This window comes from Mycobacterium sp. MOTT36Y (genome assembly GCF_000262165.1).
Taxonomy (GTDB): domain Bacteria; phylum Actinomycetota; class Actinomycetes; order Mycobacteriales; family Mycobacteriaceae; genus Mycobacterium; species Mycobacterium intracellulare.
On sequence record NC_017904.1, the window covers coordinates 4,972,142 to 4,986,683 of the forward strand.

Sequence of the window (14,542 nt, forward strand, 5' to 3'; positions counted from 1 at the left end):
TATGGCCGACAACACGGTGCGGGTCGATCCGGTGGTGATGCAGGGCGCCGCCGTCTCGCTGAGCGGTGCGGCCGAGCATCTTTCGGCCCAGCTGTCCCAGCTCGACGATCAGGTGGGCCAGATGCTGGGTGGTTGGCAGGGCGCGGCCGGGGGGCCTATGCCTCGGCATGGGAGCTGTGGCACAAGGGCGCCCGCGAGGTCGAGATCGGGTTGTCGATCCTGGCGCGCCTGGTGGGCCAGGCTGGGGGCGCGTATGAGAGCAACGAGTCCGCCTGCGCCCAGGCCGAGCGGGCGGTGCGCGATGGCTGAGGCGTTTCGGGTTGATCCGCAGGCGTTAGCCGACGCGGTGCAGCGGATGGCGGCGTTTCAGCGCTACGCCGAAGATATGGTTGCCGAAATCGATTCTCGCGTAACGCGTTTGCATGGGACGTGGACGGGAGAGGCCGCGGCGGCCCATGCCGAGGCGCATCAGCACTGGGTGCGCGGCGAGGCGATGATGCGCGAGGCGCTGGCGCAACTGGAGAAGGTGGCCACGACAGCGCACGGCAACTACACCGGCGCGATGTCGACGAATCTCGGTATGTGGTCGTGAATACATGGCGCCGCTGGCGTGTGACCCGACTGCCCTAGATCGCGCCGGCGCCACGGTACTGTCCACCGGCGAGTCGCTGGGATCGGTGATCTCGGGCCTGACCACGGCGCTCGCCGGCAGCGTGGGCATGGCCGGTGACGATCCCGTCGGTGCGGCGCTGGGCCGCACGTACAACGGCGCAGCGGCAAAGGTCATCGAGGCGATGACCAGTACCCGCAACGGACTCTGCAGCATCGGCGACGGCGTGCGGATGTCGGCACACAACTATGCGCACGCCGAGGCGATGTCGGATGTGACGGGCCGCGCCGAAGGCTTGCCGACGCCGCCGGTGACCGCGCCATTGAGCGCGCCGTCGCATCCGCCGTCGGCGGTGGGCGCCGGTAGCAGTGCCCCGGCGGGCTGGAGCTGGGTTGCGCCGTACATCGGAATGATCTGGCCCACTGGCGATTCGGCGAAGTTGCGTGCCGCTGCGGCGGCATGGACGACGGCGGGCGTCAACTTCATGACGACCGAGATCGCGGCCGGTGGCGGGAGCATGGCCGCCATTGCCGGGCAGCAGATTCCCGAGGCCGCGGCCATCAACAAAGCGTTGGCCGATGCGTCCGGAGCCACGGCCAGCGTTGCGCAGCAATGCCAAACGATTGCCGCGCAACTCAACAGTTACGCGGCCCAGATCGACAAGGTGCACGCGGCGATCCTGGATTTGTTGTCCCGCATCTGCGACCCGATGACTGGGATCAAAGAGGTGTGGGACCTCCTGACCGATGAAGACGAAGACGAGATCAAGAGGATCGCCGACGACATCCGGACCGTCGTCAATAACTTTGCGCGGGAAGCCGAAACGCTGGGCGGCCAGATCGAGGCCACGATGTCGGCGGCCGAAACCGCCGCGAAGGATATGGCCCACTGGGCGGATAAAGAGTGGGACCACTTTCTGCACGGGACGCCGGTCGGCAGGGCCCTCAATCAAGTGGGCCAGACCCTGAAAGGCGTCGGCGTCGAGGGCTACGACTTCCTTGAGCAGCTCGCGAAGTTCAGCCCGAACCGGCTCCAGACCGATCCGATCGGCTACGCCAAAGACGTATACGGCATGGTCTCCGGGGCCGCGCCGCTCGTCGGCTTGGGCCCCGACGGAGGGCCCGGCGTCGCCGACTCGTGGAAGGCGCTCGGTAAGGACGTCACTCACTGGGACGAGTGGGGGTCCAACCCCGCCGAAGCGCTCGGCAAGACCCTTTTTGATGGATTGACCTTGGCCTTGCCTGGCGGACCACTCTCCAAGGTGGGCAAAGCGGGAAGCCGGGCGGCCGATGTGCTGAAGGGTTTGAAGAAGCCGCCTGAGATTCCTCAGCCTCCGTCGATCAAGCCGCCGGAGGTCAAACCGCCGGAGGTCAAGCCGCCGGAGCCGGGTCGTCCCGCGCCGGCTCCTTCGGGCAAACCGGCACTGGGCCCCGCCGACGGCCCCCTGCCGCACAGCCCGACGGAATCCAAGCCGCCGGTTGGCGGGACACCGCACAGCGCCGAACCGAAAACGCTTGGGGTCCCGCCGGAATCGGGGGGAAAGCCGCCGGTATCGGCGCCCGCGGAAGGCACGCCACCACATCCGCAGTCGCACGAGGCTGCGCCTACGCGGCTACCACCCGCGGAGCCGGCAGCGGCCGCGCCCGCCGCTTCGGCGCCCGCAGCTTCGATGCCGGCGGCCTCGGCTCCTTCGATGCCATCGATGCCGGAGCCGCCGTCGCTTCCCTCTATCCCAGCGGGCGGCCTCCCTGCCGAAGCACCTCCCGGCCTCGGCGAGGTGCCTCATGGCGGAGAACCCCCTGCCCATCCGCCCGAGCCGCCTGGCGGCGGTTCACACCCGCCCGGCGATGGGAACGGGGCTGACCTTCCTGGTGACGGGGCGCGCCCGTCGGGCTCCGGCCCCAATGAAACTTCAAAGGAGCCGCCATACAGCGGTGACCAACCGCCCGACCAAGGCCAGCATCAACCGGGGGAACTTCCCGGTCACGGGATTCCGCATGACGAGATGCCGCAAGGCGAGAGGCACACAATAAGCGGACATGGAAGTTATGATCCCGACAGCGGTTTCTTTACTGTGCCGAAAGGCTCAAGTATTACGACTTTTGCGGAACACGGCTCGACCATCACTGACTCATTGGGCAATCTCATCGAGACCGGCGGAGACACCTCCGGCGTTTATTCCAAGACTTTTAAAGCCGGTGAGCTTATTCCAAACTACACAATACATCCGCCGGACGGGTTAAACATTTTGGGAGCACCACAAACTGTGACGAGCCCTACCCTCATCAGTAATCTCATCCACGAAAACATGGGCCCCGTCGATTTAGCAGTATGCACATTTGACCCAACTTCGCCGACTGGCAAGGTGTATCACGTGCACGGAATATATGATAAATTCAATGACAAGTTCACGCCATACGAAAGGCATAAACATTGACGGCACCCCACAACGCTGGAATCGATGAACTGATTGATTTCGCTGCTCAACAAAAGTCGCCGCAGGCAGATCGACGTCTTTTTTTGGCACTTCGTGGTATCGAATTGTTTTTCCCTCGAACGACTGTTGAGCACGAGGGAAAGCAACTGAACGCCACCCCGTTGCTCCGATTGCCCGACGGTACAAATGCCATGATGCTATATACATCGGAAGACCACCCAGACCTGCCCAACACCTTCGCCGGAGGTGCTTTCGAAGATGCGCTTGCCGCAGCGCTCGACATGCCGGACCTAGACTGGGTGATCGTCTGCAATCGTACGTCGCAGTGGGTGGGAATTAATAAACAACAAATAACCGAAGTCCTCGATGTTCTGCGATCTAGAGAAACTCACGTGAATAAACTCACTGACCGTCCGCCGGATAACGAGAATGCGGTCGAAGATCTGATAACACGCGCTCTTCACACGCCGCCAGAAAAACTTTCGCCGTCGATCGGGTCTGTCCTGCGAGGACGCGAGCTATTCATTGAGCTAGCGAAAGCGCAAAGCGAAGACGGCCAACCGATTATGAAAACGTTTGCCGTCCAGCACATGCCACGGGTAATACGCGCATACACGACGCGAACACGTCCAGGGATCAGATACGGGGGCATGAAGTGGGAGGCGCTCAAGGATATGCTCAGAACCACCACCGAGCTCGACGGGGTCCAGATCGTCAACAACGCCGATGACTGGGTGATCTTCGATCGTGAATCACTGACCGCCAACGGAACAGACGAATCATAAACGTCTTTGCAGCAGACGCGTCCACATAACAATCAGTCGCCCGCGGTGTCCTCGGCTTCGTCTACTCTCAACCCTGGTGCCAGCTGTTCGGGCAGCTAGGACGATTATCGAAATGATCGAACGCTGACTAGCTGTTGACTCGCACCTCCTTGTCATGATGGGAGTCCTCAATGAGCAAAAAGATTGCCGGTAAGACGTTTTCGACGCCAGAAGAAGCCGGTGTCAGCGCGCCAACAGAAGAAGAATTAGCGCGCGCAAGAAACGCCTTCGACGAATTTCAGGCCAGAGTCGACGCTGTTGCGCCAGAAGACCGCAAAACAGACGTCTCGCCGAAATTTTGGGATGACACATCCGGTACCGAGTGGGATCCCAACAAGGAAGCTTAAGGCCGTTTCCTGCACTGACGCCCACGGACAAGTCTTGTCGCGCCCCGACCAACCCGGCCTGCCCAGCCACGAGTGTGACGGTGCAGTCACACTCGGCGTCGAACGTGACGCCAGCGTCACGTTCGGCAGGCCGAGGCATCAGCCCGGCAGCCATAACCGCCCCCACGCCAACTGCCCGATAGGGTTGGATATCGGGCACCCGCCGGGTCACCAGGCACCACAGCGATCTAGGAGGTTGGGCGATGACTTCCTTTGACCCGGTCAACGCAGACCACACCGGTTACGTTGACTTGGAGTCGCTGGGCGCGGACGCCAGCGCGGCCCGCGCGATCGAGGGCATGCAGGAGGAAGCCGCCGCCACCCCGGACCGTCCGCAACCCCCGGTCGACCTCACCGCCGCCGCCTTCTTCGACGTCGACAACACCTTGGTGCAGGGCTCCTCGGCGGTGCATTTCGGCCGCGGGCTGGCCACGCGCAACTACTTCACCTATCGCGATGTGATCGGATTCATCTACGCCCAGGCCAAGTTTCAGGTCCTCGGCAAGGAAAACAGCAACGACGTCGCCGCGGGCCGGCGCAAGGCGCTCGCCTTCATCGAAGGCCGGTCGGTCGAGCAGCTGGTGGCCCTGGGCGAGGAGATCTACGACGAGATCATCGCCGACAAGATCTGGCCCGGCACTCGCGAGCTGACTCAAATGCATCTGGACGCCGGCCAGCAGGTGTGGCTGATCACCGCCACGCCCTACGAGCTCGCCGCGACCATTGCGCGACGGCTCGGCCTGACCGGCGCGCTGGGCACCGTCGCGGAATCGGTCGACGGCGTCTTCACCGGCAGGCTGGTCGGCGACATCCTGCACGGCACCGGCAAGGCGCACGCGGTGCGGTCGCTGGCAATCCGCGAGGGGCTCAACCTGAAACGCTGCACCGCCTACTCCGATAGCTACAACGACGTGCCCATGCTGTCGCTGGTGGGGACCGCGGTCGCCATCAATCCCGACGCCCGCCTGCGCGCGCTGGCACGGGAGCGCGGATGGGAGATTCGCGACTTCCGCACCGCCCGCAAAGCGGCCCGGATCGGGGTGCCGTCGGCATTGGCGCTGGGCGCGGCCGGCGGTGCGCTGGCCGCGGTGGCCTCTCGACGGCAATCACGCTGATAGGCTGCGCCGCGCAGACATATTCGAGCGGAGAGCACAGCGGCATGACAGTCCCCAAAGAAGCCGAAGGACTCATCGGCAGCCATTACCGCGCACCGGACTACTTCGAGGTCGGGCGCGAAAAGATCCGTGAGTTCGCCCTGGCGATCAAAGACGACCACCCGGCGCATTTCGACGAGAATGAATCCCGGAGGGCCGGGTATACCGACATGGTGGCGCCGTTGACGTTCCTCGCGATCGCCGGGCGCCGCGTTCAGTTGGAGATCTTCACGAAGTTCAGCATCCCCATCAACATCGCCAGGGTCATTCACCGTGACCAGAAGTTCAAGTTCCACCGCCCGATCCTGGCTCACGATAGGCTTTTCTTCGACACCTACCTAGACTCGGTGATCGAGTCCCACGGCACCGTGCTGGCGGAAATCCGCAGCGAAGTGACCGATGCCGATGGAAAGCCGATCGTCACCAGCGTTGTCACAATGCTGGGGGAAGCCGCAAGCCAAGCCGAGACCGAGGCAACCGCTGCGGCGGTCGCATCAATATCCGCAGGAAAGTTAGGGGCGTTGTAAATGTCACTACAGGGGGAAACCGGAACGCAGCTGCACCCGCCGGTCGAGGCGGTGCGATCGCACTACGACAAGTCGAACGAGTTCTTCAAGCTGTGGCTTGACCCGTCGATGACCTACAGCTGCGGTTACTTCGACGAAAACCCGGACCCACAGAATCTGACCAAGACGCTGGAAGAGGCGCAGTACGCCAAGCGCAAGCTCGCGCTGGACAAACTGAACCTCGAGCCCGGCATGACGCTGCTCGACATCGGCAGCGGCTGGGGCTCGACGATGCGGCACGCGGTGGCGGAGTACGACGTCAACGTGATCGGGTTGACGCTGAGCGAGAACCAGTACGCCCACTGCGTGGCCGAGTTCGACAAGATGGACAGCCCCCGCCGTAAAGAGGTGCGGATCCAGGGCTGGGAGGAATTCCCCGGCGACGTGCCGATCGACCGGATCGTGTCGCTGGGCGCGTTCGAGCACTTCGCCGACGGCGCCGGTGACGCCGGGTACGAGCGCTACGCCACCTTCTTCAAGAAGTACTACGACCTGCTGCCCGACGACGGCCGCATGCTGCTGCACTCGATCGTGGTCCCCACCCGCGAAGAGGGCAACGCGATGGGCCTGAAGGTCAACATGACCCTGCTGCGGTTCATCAGCTTCATCCTGAAGGAGATCTACCCCGGCGGAAAGCTGCCCCAGGTCGACCTGGTTGACAAGTACGCGACGGACGCGGGTTTCAAGATCGAGCGACACCACTTCATCGGCAAGAACTACGTGCCGACCCTGACCGCCTGGGGCGATGCGCTCGAAGCGCACAAGGAAGAGGCGATCGCCCTCAAGGGGCAGGAGACCTACGACATCTACCTGAAGTACCTGAGGGGCTGCTCGGATCTGTTCCGCGACGGCTACACCAACGTCTGCCAGTTCACCATGGTGAAGTAGTCGACTACTTCAAAGGTCAACGCCGCCACGGGTTTCCGTGGTGGCGTTTCCTTTTGGGCGCGCCGCTCAGCCGAAGAAGATGTTGCGACGGCCGGCCAGCAACCGGTAGAGCGTCTGCTGGATCGTCTCGCGCACCTGATCGGTCAGCTCAAAAGTGACCATCGGGTCGTCGGCGTCGGAGGCCGCGTAGTCGTCGGTGTAGATCGGCTCACCGAAGGCGATGTGCCATTTCGACGGCAGCGGCACCAGGCCCATGGGCCCGGCCAACGGGAACAGCGGAGTGATCGGGAAGTACGGCAGCCCGAACAGCCGTGCCAGCAACTTGACGTCGGTCAGCATCGGGTAGATCTCTTCGGAACCGATGATCGAGCAGGGGATGATCGGCGCCTTGGTCCGCAGCGCGGCGGTGACGAATCCGCCGCGGCCGAACCGCTGCAGCCGGTAGCGGTCCTCGAAGCGCTTCCCCAGCCCCTTGTAGCCCTCGGGGAACACGGCGGTGAGCTCGCCGGCGGCGAGCAGCCGGTGCGCGTCCGTCGTGCAGGCCATGGTGTGGCCGGCCTTGCGGGCCGCTTCGCCCACCACGGGCAGGTCGAACACCATGTCGGCGGCGAGCAGTCGCAGCTCGCGGTGCGCGGGGTGCTCGTCGTGCACGGCCACCGACAGCATCAGCCCGTCGAACGGCAGCACCCCGGCGTGATTGGCGACCACCAGCGCGGCGCCGTCAGCGGGCAGGTTCTCGATCCCGCTCACCTCGACCCGGAACCACGACCGGAAGAACACCCGCAACAACGGCCGGACGATCGCGCTGTTGAAGTGCGGATCGAAACCGAACTCGTCGACGCTGTAGTCACCCGTCAGCCGCTGGCGGAGGAATGCGGCCACCGACGCGACGCGCTGCGCCAGCTCATTCAGCGGCGCCTCGCCGGGCGATGCCCCCGTGGCACGGCGGTGCTCGTCGATTTCGCGAACCACCGCGGCGATCTGCTCCGCCGAGGCGCGGCCGCGCGGATCGGTCAGTAACGAGGGGTGCTGGCGGGCCGACTCTGCCCTCTGGTCGGCTCTCCGACGCGCTGCGACACGGCCCCGATTCGTATGCAGTGGAATGACATTCGCTCTGGTTTCACCCGCCACGATACCTACCTGACCCCACCCCACGGAATTGGATTTCGGCTACCCCAGCGCTGGGCTAGAGATATGGCGCGACTCTCCAAGGAGCGTACCCGATATGGGTCGATTATGGGAGTCAGGCCTCGGCCGCGAACATAGTCGTCAAAGGCCTCCGCCGTCGTCCATTTCGGCTGGTAGTTGAGTTCCGAGCGCATCCGGCTCGTGTCCATGACGCGGCCGTAACTCAAATAATCGAACTGATCGCGACTGATCTCGTTGTAGCGATTGGCGCGGCGCAACGAGTCCAGGGCCCAGACGCCGAAACCCGGTACGGGCAAAGGGATTCGGCCCGCCCGACGGATCGCCTGCGACAGCATGATGATCCCGTCGGCGCCGATGTTGAAGGTTCCCGCCTTGCCGGCCATGGCCGCGCGCTCCAGCGCGCCGAGGGCGTCCTGCTCGTGCAACAACTGCAGCCGGGCGTCGCGGCCGAACATCGTCGGCACCAAAGGCCCGGCGAGATAACGCGACAGCGTGGTGTCCATCGCCGGGCCGATCATGTTGGCCAGCCGCAAGATCGTCACGGCGATGTCGGGCCGGCGCCGCCCCAATCCGCGCGCATAGGCCTCGATGTCGAGGCTGTCCTTGGCGAAACCGTCGCGGAACAGACGACGGCTGGTGCTGTCCTCGGTGAACATCACCGGATCGTGGGCGCTCGAGCCGTACACCTCCGACGTCGACTTGAGCACCACGCGGCGCACCGAGGGCGCCTTTTGACAGGCCGCGAACAGCTGCATCGCGCCCATCACGTTGATTTCTTTCAACGCCGCGGTGCCGCCGGACCGCGGAGCGTACGACGCGGCCGCCGCGTGCACCACCGTGTCGACGTCGCCGTTGCGAATCACCTTGGCAATGAAGGGGTTACGGATGTCGGCGCGGACGAACTCGGCGCGCCCCATCCGGCGCAGCATGTCCTTGCTGGGGGCGATCGCGTCCACCGCGATGACCCCTTTGATCATCGGGTTCTGCGCGAGCCGAGCCGTCAGGTAGCCGCCCAGAAACCGGCAGGCACCGGTGACCAGCACGATTTTGGGGTAATGCGCCGCGTTGCCGGCGGTGTCGTCCGGCCCGGTGTTCTCCCCATTCGACCCATCCACCCGGTCAGCCTAGCGGTCGGCGGGACGGCGGCACTATGGCGCGAAGCGACCAGTTAGGGCCTTTTTACGGTGACCTTATGGCGGCCTTAGGAAGGCCGCCGCGGGAGTTACTTGCCGAGTTTTCTGCGCTGCACCCGGGTGCGACGCAGCAGCTTGCGGTGCTTCTTCTTCGACATACGCTTGCGCCGCTTCTTGATTACTGAACCCATGAACTCCGCTATCTAGACCGAGACCTGCTTCAAAGATTGGACCCGGACACTTTACCCAGCCGGACGCACCCAACGCCAAACCGCGTCGCGTGATCGCCGCCGAGCCGCGAAGCCAGGTGCCGCCCGCGAGCGGCCACCGGTTCGGGTCAGCCCGCGTCGAAGTAGGACGTCTCCAGCATGTCGTGGACGGCCTTGGCGTGCACCCGGAAGGACCGACCCACCCGGACCGCGGGTAGTTCGCCGTTGTGCACCAACCGGTAGACCGTCATCTTGGAGACCCGCATCAACGCGGCCACCTCGGCGACGGTGAGAAATTGCGTCCTGCCCTGCTGGCCATCGACGGAACCGGTGTCCCGCGGCTTACCTGCAGAATCTCGCGTTGATGGCCCATTCGTAGACGTCATCGCTACCCAATCGTGTCAGGCACGCGCATGCCAGCGGCTTCCCCTCCGCTGGCACCGACACGTGCTTACAAAGAGGAGAATAGCGGGACTGATGGGGTTACTGGTACTGGTGGGGGACAATCAGTTCAAAAATCTTGGATTACTCTGATGTAATTCTTAGCTGCTCAGAGCGCATTTTGGCGGCCTGAACCGCCGCATCCACGGCCGCTCGCAGGCCTCCCCGTTCCAGCTCACGCAGGGCCGCCGCGGTGGTGCCGCCGGGGGACGTCACGGTCGCCCGCAGCTGCGTCGCGGTGGCGTCCACCCGCATCCCGGGCGCCTCGGCCTCGGAAAGCCGGCGATCGGCGTCCATCCGTTCCAGCAGCATCGCCGCCGCGCCTGCCATGGTCTGCGCGGTCAGATCGCCCGCCACCTCGCGGCTCAGCCCCGCCGCAACGCCGGCGTCGATGAGCGCCTCGACCATCAGGAAGAAATACGCGGGACCCGAGCCCGACAGCGCGGTGACGGCGTCCATTTGGCCCTCGGGGACGCTCAGCACCCCGCCGACGGAATCGAACAGGGCCGAGACGCCCTCCAGCTGCGGCGGGGTGACGAACCTGCCCTTGGCCAGGGCCGTGACGCCCGCGCCGACCAGCGCCGCGGTGTTGGGCATTGCCCGCACCACCGGCGTCCCGGCCGGAAGTTTGGCTTCGAAGTAGGCGATGGTGACGCCGGCCGCGACCGTGACGAAGACCTGCTCGGCGGTATCGCTCTCCGCCGCGGCGGCCGCCCGGGCGACCTCCGACATCACCGACTCCACGTCGGCGGGCTTCACCGCGACCACGACGAACGACGCGTTTTCCACCGCCTCGGCCACCGAGGTGATCAGCACCGAATAGGTGTCGGCCAGATACTTGGCGCGCTCGGGCACCCGCTCGACCACCACCAGGTCCTTGACCTGCCGGCCCGCGCGCAGCAGACCCGACAGCAGTGCCTCCCCGATGCTGCCGCCACCGATGATCGCGATTCTTGCCATGCCGGACAGCATCGCAGACACCGCCGGCTAGCGAGCGGCAGGGACCAACGCCAGCTGGCGGGCCTGCACCACCAGGCGCCCGAGGCTGTCGACGACCGTGTGGTCCTCGTCGAACCAGTTGTGCCCGATCTCGGTGCAGGTCGCGATGATGCGCAGCCAGCCGTCGGCGGGCAACCCCCGCAGGAAGGCGGTGAGCTGGATGGTGGGTGCCCAACCGGTGCGGTCCACGGCGAAGGTCACCGGCGCCGACAGGTCGCCGCACATGAGCGCGAACAGCGCGTCCGGGGCCACGCCGCGGGGGCGTGCCCACATCTGGATCACCGGCGGGCGCCCGTCGTCGCGGACCTGCATCGTCGACAACACCGGCCGCACGTCGCAACCCTCGCCCAGGTGCACCAGGCCGGCCAGCGGATGCCCGGGGCCGATCGGCTCGATGTCGTCGGGTGGTTCGGGCGTCATCAGGTCGGCCACCGGGTTGGCCGACAGCAACGGCTTCACCGCGCCGTCGACCGGCCTGCTCGATGACCCGGCTCCTCCTCGGGCCGCTTCACGGCCCGCATCGTCGACCGGGTAATGCTCGGGCTCGCCGAGGTTGACCACGGCGTGCACCGCGGTGCGGTCACCCTGGGTGAGCTCGACGTCCACGACACTGATCCGGCGGCCGCGCTTACGGATCGACGTGACCAACTGCACCGGCCCCGGATCGGGCGCCCACAGGAAGCTCGCGGACACGGCGACCGGTTGCAGGTCCGGTCCGGCCGGCTGTCCGCCGCAGGCGGTGCGCGCGGCGTTGGCGCACAGGGCCAGCATCGCGCCGCCGTGCACCTTGGGACCGATGGTCCAGCGCTTGTCGAGCTCTCCTTCGTAAACGCCGGAACCGGCCTCCCGCAACGACATTGCGGTGGTGAATAACGCGTTCATGGACTTTTGCGGGTCTCCTGAATCATCAGCGCAGCAGATGCGTGCGGGCGAACTGCAGCGACTCGGCGAGCATGGCTTCGCGCTCATTGGCTGAGCGCGCGCTGGACGTCGACACCTCCAGGATGACGTGCCCGGCGAACTGGCCGCCGGCCAGCATCTGGCACACCTCGGCGGTGGGTTGGGTGCCGCGTCCGGGCACCAGGTGCTCGTCGGCGGGCAGACCATTGCCGTCGCACAGGTGCAGGTGGACCAGGCCGGCACCCATCCGCTGCGCCATGTCCAGCGAGTCGGTTCCCGCCGTCGCGGTGTGGGACAGGTCCAGCGTGTAGTGCGCGTGGTTGCCGTCGAGCGGGTCGTAGGAGGGCGCGAACGCCGAAATCGCCGGGCCGGGGCCGCCGCCCCGCCGGCGCATCCGTTCCAGCGACTGGCCGGCCCCGAAGAGCCGGTCCGCCCGGAACGGGAACATGTTCTCCACCGCGACCATCACGTCGCTCGACGATTCCAGCTTCGCCACCTGCTCGCTGAACCCCTCGGCGTAACGCCGCTGCCAGCGAAACGGCGGATGCACGACGACGGTCTGCGCGCCCAGCTGTTCGGCGACGCGCACGCTGCGGTCCAGCTTGGGGATCGGGTTGGGGCCCCACACCCGTTGCGAGATCAGCAGGCACGGCGCGTGCACCGACAGCACCGGCACGCGATAGCGCCTGGACAGCTTCTTGACCGCCGCGACGTCCTGACTCGCCGATTCGGCCCAGACCATCAGCTCGACGCCGTCGTAGCCGAGCCGGGCCGCGTACTCGAAGGCGGCCTCGGCCCGCAACGGGTACACCGAAGCCGTGGAGAGGCCGACTTTGATGGCTGGGCGCACTGGATGTGGGCGCCGCTAGCCCGACTGCAACGACAGCGCCAGGGGCCCCAGGGTGATCAACGCACCCACCGCGACCGCGATCAACGTGCTGGCGATGTCCTCGGTTTTGCGGACCACCCGAACCCCGACCACCAGGCCGAGGATGACCAGCACCGAGAGCACCAGCGCCACGATGCTGTTCCAGCGCCACAGTTGGTCGAAGGCCACGAACAGCCCGCCGCCGAACGCGACCGCCAGGATCGACTGCAGCACAACCACGGCGCCGCGCCACAGCGCGTCGAGCCTGCCCTCCGCCGGGTGAGCGTCGGCGCCCTCCGCATGAGCGTCCTCGTCCTCGAGGCCGAGCAGTCCGGTGTCGAGCGACCCCGCGCGCGCGGCGTCCCCGTCCTCGTCCAGATCCTCGTCCAGCGAGCCCGAGGACCGCAGGTAGGAGCGCACGTAGGCGGAGTCCTCCAGCGCGGGTTCGGCTTCACGCACGTCGGAATCCATCACGTCGACGGGGATGTCGGCGTAATGGTCCATCGGATCAGGGCTCATGTCCTCGGCGCCGGAGGGCTCCTCGGGCCGGGCGGTCCCGTTGGCCAAGGGCCGCGGGTAGGCGCTGCGCTCGGGGCCCGGCACCCGCTTGGGCTGCGGCGGCGACTTGGGCCAGCGCGGCTCGGGCTCGGACCAGTAGGCGGTCTTGGGCTTGTCTTCGGTCACCGGCTCGGCGGCGACGTCCTCGGCGGGCGAATCGGCGGGTTTGACGGCCTCGATGGTGTCGGTAGCGCCGTGTTCGGCGTCGTCGTCGTCGCGGACCACCGGGATTTCGCCGGTGAGCTCGGCGACGGTCACCGCGTCGCTGTCACCGCGGCGACGGCGGCGCCGCCGGGTGACCGCCGGGGCACCGATGGTTCCGTTTCTGGCCAGCAATTCGGCCACCGAGATCGGCCGAGTGCCCGGGCTCTCGGTCTCGGAGTGCGGTCCGGTCATGGTTTGTCGCCTCTCGATCGGTGCTGATTCCGATCAACTACCTGACCTCCAGCATTACGCACCGACGGGCCCATGAGGGCGGTTCCGTCGGCTTCACTGTCGAGTTTGCGCAGAATGAGACCTTCCCGTAATGCCCACGGGCAAATATCCACCACTTCGATCGACAGCGCTCGCATGCTCGCCTCCGCCACCAGCGCACCCGCCACGATCTGCGGGGCGCGCTCGGCGCTCACTCCTTCCAGTTCCGCCCGGTCAGCGGTCGTCATCCTAGAGATGAAAGATATGAGTTGCCTGAGGCCGTTTGCTGTCAGCGTCCTCTTGACCCGCGGTCCGGCGCCCGACGGGGCCGCGCCGGTGAGCCGCGCCAGCGAGCGGAACGTCTTCGACGACGCCACCGCCAGGTCGGGACTGCCGGCGTCGAGGATCTTCGCGCTGGCCTCGGCGAGTTCGGCGTCCAGCCAATCCCGCAGCATCGCCACCCGGCGCCGCCCGGGCGGATCGTCGGGCAACCACTCGCGGGTCAGCCGGCCGGCGCCCAGCGGCAGCGACATCGCGACTTCGGGCTCCTCGTCCAGGCCGCTGGACATCTCCAGCGAGCCGCCACCGATGTCGAGGTTGATGATCCGCCCCGCGCTCCACCCGTACCAGCGGCGCACCGCCAGAAAGGTCAGCCGCGACTCGTCGACTCCGGTCAGCACCCGCAACTCGACGCCGGTCTCCTTGCGCACCCGGCTTAGCACGTCGTCGGAGTTGCCGGCATCACGGACCGCCGAGGTGGCGAAGGCCATCAGCTCCTCGCAGCCCGAACTGTCGGCGATCTTAGCGAATTCGTCGATTGTGGAGATCAGCTTCTCGGCACCACGTTTGGTGATCTTGCCGGCGCTGTCGGTGGCCTCGGCCAGCCGCAGGGTGGCCTTCGTCGAACTCATCGGCGTCGGATGACCGCCCCGGTGGGCATCGACCACCAGGAGATGCACCGTGTTGCTGCCCACGTCGAGAACGCCCAATCGCACGTAGACAACCT

General features: G+C 66.0%; 16 protein-coding genes and 1 pseudogene. 8 read left to right on the forward strand and 9 right to left on the reverse strand.

The annotated features are described in order from the left end of the window. The first annotated feature begins 1 nt into the window (after position 1). The 8 genes and pseudogenes from W7S_RS22715 (at position 2) to W7S_RS22745 (ending at position 6,865) form a co-directional block, all read left to right on the forward strand. Positions 2–309, forward strand: a pseudogene (locus tag W7S_RS22715) (WXG100 family type VII secretion target). Then, complete coding sequence (locus tag W7S_RS22720) at positions 302–592, forward strand: WXG100 family type VII secretion target (RefSeq protein WP_014712434.1); 291 nt, start codon at positions 302–304, stop codon at positions 590–592. Before W7S_RS22715 ends, W7S_RS22720 begins: the two are co-directional and overlap by 8 nt. A 4-nt stretch (positions 593–596) precedes the next feature. Further along, on the forward strand, positions 597–3,047 hold the full coding sequence (locus tag W7S_RS22725) for a putative adhesin (protein WP_014712435.1): 2,451 nt from the start codon (positions 597–599) through the stop codon (positions 3,045–3,047). Continuing rightward, complete coding sequence (locus tag W7S_RS27060) at positions 3,044–3,832, forward strand: hypothetical protein (RefSeq protein ID WP_036453991.1); 789 nt, start codon at positions 3,044–3,046, stop codon at positions 3,830–3,832. Before W7S_RS22725 ends, W7S_RS27060 begins: the two co-directional genes overlap by 4 nt. A gap of 170 nt (positions 3,833–4,002) precedes the next feature. After that, the gene (locus tag W7S_RS26555; protein WP_081490141.1) at positions 4,003–4,218 is read left to right on the forward strand and encodes a hypothetical protein; all 216 of its coding nucleotides are present in this window, start codon (positions 4,003–4,005) and stop codon (positions 4,216–4,218) included. Positions 4,219–4,460: 242 nt separating this feature from the next. Then, positions 4,461–5,372 carry an HAD family phosphatase gene (locus tag W7S_RS22735; protein ID WP_014712437.1) on the forward strand — a complete coding sequence of 304 codons (912 nt, stop codon included), beginning with the start codon at positions 4,461–4,463 and terminating at the stop codon, positions 5,370–5,372. Between the two features lie 44 nt (positions 5,373–5,416). Next, a complete protein-coding gene (locus W7S_RS22740) occupies positions 5,417–5,938 on the forward strand; it encodes a MaoC family dehydratase N-terminal domain-containing protein (protein WP_009955042.1) in 522 nt (173 codons plus the stop codon). Beyond that, complete coding sequence (locus tag W7S_RS22745) at positions 5,939–6,865, forward strand: cyclopropane mycolic acid synthase family methyltransferase (RefSeq protein WP_008261174.1); 927 nt, start codon at positions 5,939–5,941, stop codon at positions 6,863–6,865. Between the two features lie 66 nt (positions 6,866–6,931). On the opposite strand, the gene W7S_RS22750 is transcribed toward W7S_RS22745, so the two are convergent. The 9 genes from W7S_RS22750 to W7S_RS22785 form a co-directional block, all read right to left on the reverse strand. Further along, a complete protein-coding gene (locus W7S_RS22750; RefSeq protein WP_172417540.1) occupies positions 6,932–8,020 on the reverse strand; it encodes a lysophospholipid acyltransferase family protein in 1,089 nt (362 codons plus the stop codon). After that, the gene (locus W7S_RS22755; protein WP_014385867.1) at positions 8,002–9,129 is read right to left on the reverse strand and encodes an SDR family oxidoreductase; all 1,128 of its coding nucleotides are present in this window, start codon (positions 9,127–9,129) and stop codon (positions 8,002–8,004) included. The genes W7S_RS22750 and W7S_RS22755 overlap by 19 nt, the downstream gene beginning before the upstream one ends. A 107-nt stretch (positions 9,130–9,236) precedes the next feature. Next, complete coding sequence (locus W7S_RS26560) at positions 9,237–9,338, reverse strand: 30S ribosomal protein bS22 (protein ID WP_003402602.1); 102 nt, start codon at positions 9,336–9,338, stop codon at positions 9,237–9,239. 146 nt (positions 9,339–9,484) lie between these two features. Beyond that, positions 9,485–9,742 (reverse strand): cell division/environmental response transcriptional regulator, encoded by a 258-nt coding sequence (locus W7S_RS22760; RefSeq protein ID WP_026071177.1) that lies wholly within the window; start codon positions 9,740–9,742, stop codon positions 9,485–9,487. Between the two features lie 139 nt (positions 9,743–9,881). Further along, the gene (proC, locus tag W7S_RS22765) at positions 9,882–10,757 is read right to left on the reverse strand and encodes a pyrroline-5-carboxylate reductase (RefSeq protein ID WP_176476855.1); all 876 of its coding nucleotides are present in this window, start codon (positions 10,755–10,757) and stop codon (positions 9,882–9,884) included. A 27-nt stretch (positions 10,758–10,784) separates the two neighbouring features. Beyond that, positions 10,785–11,678, reverse strand: a complete 894-nt coding sequence (locus W7S_RS22770; protein WP_014385868.1) for a thioesterase family protein — start codon at positions 11,676–11,678, stop codon at positions 10,785–10,787. A 25-nt stretch (positions 11,679–11,703) separates the two neighbouring features. Continuing rightward, positions 11,704–12,546 (reverse strand): sugar phosphate isomerase/epimerase, encoded by an 843-nt coding sequence (locus W7S_RS22775; protein WP_008261198.1) that lies wholly within the window; start codon positions 12,544–12,546, stop codon positions 11,704–11,706. 15 nt (positions 12,547–12,561) lie between these two features. Next, the gene (locus W7S_RS22780; RefSeq protein WP_008261200.1) at positions 12,562–13,518 is read right to left on the reverse strand and encodes a hypothetical protein; all 957 of its coding nucleotides are present in this window, start codon (positions 13,516–13,518) and stop codon (positions 12,562–12,564) included. After that, positions 13,515–14,531 carry a Ppx/GppA phosphatase family protein gene (locus tag W7S_RS22785; RefSeq protein ID WP_008261202.1) on the reverse strand — a complete coding sequence of 339 codons (1,017 nt, stop codon included), beginning with the start codon at positions 14,529–14,531 and terminating at the stop codon, positions 13,515–13,517. The genes W7S_RS22780 and W7S_RS22785 overlap by 4 nt, the downstream gene beginning before the upstream one ends. Positions 14,532–14,542: the final 11 nt, after the last annotated feature.